This is a genomic window from Streptomyces sp. NPDC056987 (genome assembly GCF_042673865.1).
Classification (GTDB): domain Bacteria; phylum Actinomycetota; class Actinomycetes; order Streptomycetales; family Streptomycetaceae; genus Streptomyces.
On sequence record NZ_JBHURV010000069.1, the window covers coordinates 1 to 3,570 of the forward strand.

2 protein-coding genes are annotated in these 3,570 nt (G+C 66.8%); both read left to right on the forward strand.

Annotation, left to right across the window (positions count from 1 at the left end; all coding sequences use genetic code 11):
- Positions 1–209 precede the first annotated feature (209 nt).
- Positions 210–818 (forward strand): CDP-alcohol phosphatidyltransferase family protein, encoded by a 609-nt coding sequence (locus ACFTZC_RS40860; protein ID WP_382899067.1) that lies wholly within the window; start codon positions 210–212, stop codon positions 816–818.
- 113 nt (positions 819–931) lie between these two features.
- Positions 932–3,427, forward strand: a complete 2,496-nt coding sequence (locus ACFTZC_RS40865; RefSeq protein ID WP_365820590.1) for a mannose-1-phosphate guanyltransferase — start codon at positions 932–934, stop codon at positions 3,425–3,427.
- Positions 3,428–3,570: the final 143 nt, after the last annotated feature.

The window sequence follows — 3,570 nt, forward strand, 5'->3', positions numbered from 1 at the left end:
TGCAGGGGGGACCCTGTGGGAGAGTAGGACGCCGCCGAACAATTATTGTGGGAATGCCCCGCACCGTATGGTGCGGGGCATTTCTGCGTTCAGGGCCTTTTTGCGGACCCTCGTCACATTCCCTTGCCCAAGCCCCCTTGCGGGTGCCGGCCTGTCCTGAGGGTAAGGTCAGGAGGCATCGTTGGCTCGTTCCACACAGGAGGCCCCGGGTGGAGGTCCAGGAGACCCGCGTCCAGACGGACCGGGTGCTCACCATCCCCAACATCCTCAGCATGGCTCGCCTGGTCGGCGTACCGCTCTTCCTGTGGCTGATCCTTCGTCCGGAGTTCGGCGGGCCCAACAGTGACGGCTGGGCCTTGCTGGTGCTGATGCTGAGCGGTGTCAGCGACTATCTCGACGGAAAGCTCGCTCGCCGCTGGAACCAGATCAGCAGCCTCGGGCGGCTCCTCGACCCTGCCGCGGACCGGCTGTACATCCTTTCCACCCTGGTTGGCCTTACGTGGCGCGAGATTCTGCCACTGTGGCTCACCGCGGCTCTATTGGCCCGTGAGCTGATGCTTCTGGTGATGGTGGGAATCCTCCGCAGGCACGGCTACCCGCCTCCCCAGGTGAACTTCCTCGGGAAGGCAGCTACCTTCAACTTGATGTATGCCTTCCCCCTCCTGCTGCTCAGTGACGGAAGTGGATGGCTCGCGTCACTCGCCGAAGTTTTCGGATGGGCGTTCGCAGGATGGGGTACAACTCTCTACTGGTGGGCAGGAGTCCTGTATGTGGTCCAGGTCCGCCGGCTCGTCAGGGCGGACAACGTGGCCGATTGAGCTCGTCGATGTGGTGCCGTGCAATGTCGCCGGCCCGCAGCCTGACGCCATCGGGCCTCGTTCCAGACGGGTGAAGTCGGCGAGACCGTCTCTTCAAGGAGGACGCTTCCGACATGAAGGCCGTCGTGATGGCCGGTGGCGAAGGTACTCGACTTCGCCCCATGACCTCAAGCATGCCCAAGCCGCTCCTGCCGGTAGTGAACCGGCCGATCATGGAGCATGTGCTGCGGTTGCTCAAGCGCCATGGGCTCAGCGAGACCGTCGTAACCGTGCAATTCCTCGCCTCCCTCGTCAAGAACTACTTCGGCGACGGGGAAGAGCTGGGCATGGAGCTCAGCTATGCGAACGAGGAGAAGCCGCTCGGCACCGCAGGGAGCGTGAAGAACGCCGAGGAGGCGCTGAAAGACGATGCGTTTCTCGTCATTTCCGGTGACGCTCTCACCGATTTCGATCTGACGGACCTCATCTCCTTCCACAAGGAGAAAGGCGCACTCGTGACGGTGTGCCTGACCCGGGTGCCGAATCCGCTGGAATTCGGTATCACGATCGTGGACGAGGCAGGAAAGGTCGAGCGCTTCCTGGAGAAGCCCACCTGGGGCCAGGTCTTCTCCGACACCGTGAACACGGGCATCTACGTGATGGAGCCGGAAGTCTTCGACTACGTCGAGGCCGATGTGTCCGTCGACTGGTCCGGTGATGTCTTCCCTCAGCTCATGAAGGAGGGCAAGCCCATCTACGGCTATATCGCCGAGGGCTACTGGGAGGACGTCGGCACACACGAGAGCTACGTCAAGGCACAGGCCGACGTGCTCGAAGGCAAGGTCGACGTCGACATCGACGGTTTCGAGATCTCCCCGGGCGTCTGGGTCGCCGAAGGCGCCGAGGTCCACCCGGACGCCGTGCTGCGCGGTCCGCTGTACATCGGTGACTACGCCAAGGTCGAGGCCGATGTCGAGCTGCGCGAGCACACCGTCATCGGCTCCAACGTGGTCGTCAAGACCGGCGCCTTCCTCCACAAGGCAGTGGTCCACGACAACGTCTACATCGGCCAGCACAGCAATCTGCGCGGCTGTGTGATCGGCAAGAACACCGACATCATGCGGGCGGCCCGCATCGAGGACGGCGCGGTCATCGGTGACGAGTGCCTGGTCGGCGAAGAATCGATCATTCAGGGCAATGTTCGGGTCTACCCGTTCAAGACCATCGAAGCCGGCGCGTTCGTCAACACGTCGGTCATCTGGGAGTCCCGAGGACAGGCGAATCTCTTCGGCGCCCGCGGTGTTTCGGGCATCCTGAACGTCGAGATCACGCCAGAAGTCGTCGTCCGGCTGGCCGGCGCGTACGCGACCACGCTGAAGAAGGGTTCCACCGTCACTACGGCGCGTGACCACTCGCGTGGAGCCCGCGCTCTCAAGCGGGCCGTGATCTCCTCGCTCCAGTCCAGCGCCATCGACGTACGGGACCTGGAGAACGTCCCCCTGCCCGTAGCCCGGCAGCAGACCGGCCGTGGCAGCGCGGGCGGCATCATGATCCGTACGTCGCCCGGGGTGCCCGACTCCGTCGACATCATGTTCTTCGACGAGCGGGGCGCCGACCTCTCCCAGGCGGGCCAGCGCAAGCTCGACCGGGTCTACGCCCGCCAGGAGTACCGCCGCGCGTTCCCCGGCGAGATCGGGGATCTGCACTTCCCCGCCAGCGTCTTCGACTCGTACACCGGCTCCCTGCTCCGCAACGTCGACACCACCGGGATCTCCGAGGCGGGACTCAAGGTCGTCGTCGACGCCTCCAACGGCAGCGCCGGGCTCGTGCTGCCCAGCCTGCTCGGCCGGCTCGGGGTCGACGCGCTGACGATCAACCCGGGGCTCGACGAGTCCCGGCCCACGGAAACGGCCGAATCGCGCCGCCTGGGACTGGTCAGACTCGGCGAGATCGTCGCCTCCGCGCGGGCCGCCTTCGGGGTGCGGTTCGACCCCGTCGGCGAGCGGCTGTCCCTGGTGGACGAGCGCGGCCGGATCATCGAGGACGACCGGGCCCTGCTGGTCCTGCTCGACCTGGTCGCCGCCGAGCGGCGCAGCGGGCGGGTGGCGCTCCCCGTGACCACCACGCGGATCGCCGAGCAGGTCGCCGCGTACCACGGCACACAGGTGGAGTGGACGACGACCTCGCCCGACGACCTGACCCGGGTGGGGCGCGAGGAGACCACGATCTTCGGCGGGGACGGCCGTGGTGCCTTCATCGTTCCGGAGTTCAGCAGCGTCCTCGACGGTACGGCGGCCTTCGTACGGCTCATCGGACTGGTGGCCCGTACGCAGCTCACCCTGAGCCAGATCGACGCGCGTATCCCGCGTGCCCATGTCCTGCGCAGGGATCTGGCGACCCCGTGGGCCGTCAAGGGCCTGGTGATGCGCAGCGTCGTGGAGGCAGCCGGTGAGCGCCAGGTGGACACCACCGACGGGGTGCGGGTGGTGGAGACCGACGGACGCTGGGTGATGGTGCTGCCCGACCCGGCCGAGGCCGTCACCCATCTGTGGGCGGAGGGTCCCGACGACGCGTCGGCCCAGGCGCTGCTCGACGAGTGGTCGTCCGTGGTGGACAGCGCAGGTCATTAGGGGCGGTCCGGGACGCTTCGCAGGCGTTCCGGAGAGGGGCCGGGGGGGGGGCCGGGGGGCCCCCCCCCCCCGCCGGGGGGGGCGTAGGGGGGGGTGGTTGGGGCAGGGGACCGGATTGGGGCAGTAGCCACAACCCCCCCACC

Excerpts from the sequence above, each read along its gene's own strand:
- ACFTZC_RS40865 (WP_365820590.1), top strand. The coding sequence starts at position 932 with ATGAAGGCCGTCGTGATGGCCGGTGGCGAAGGTACTCGACTTCGCCCC.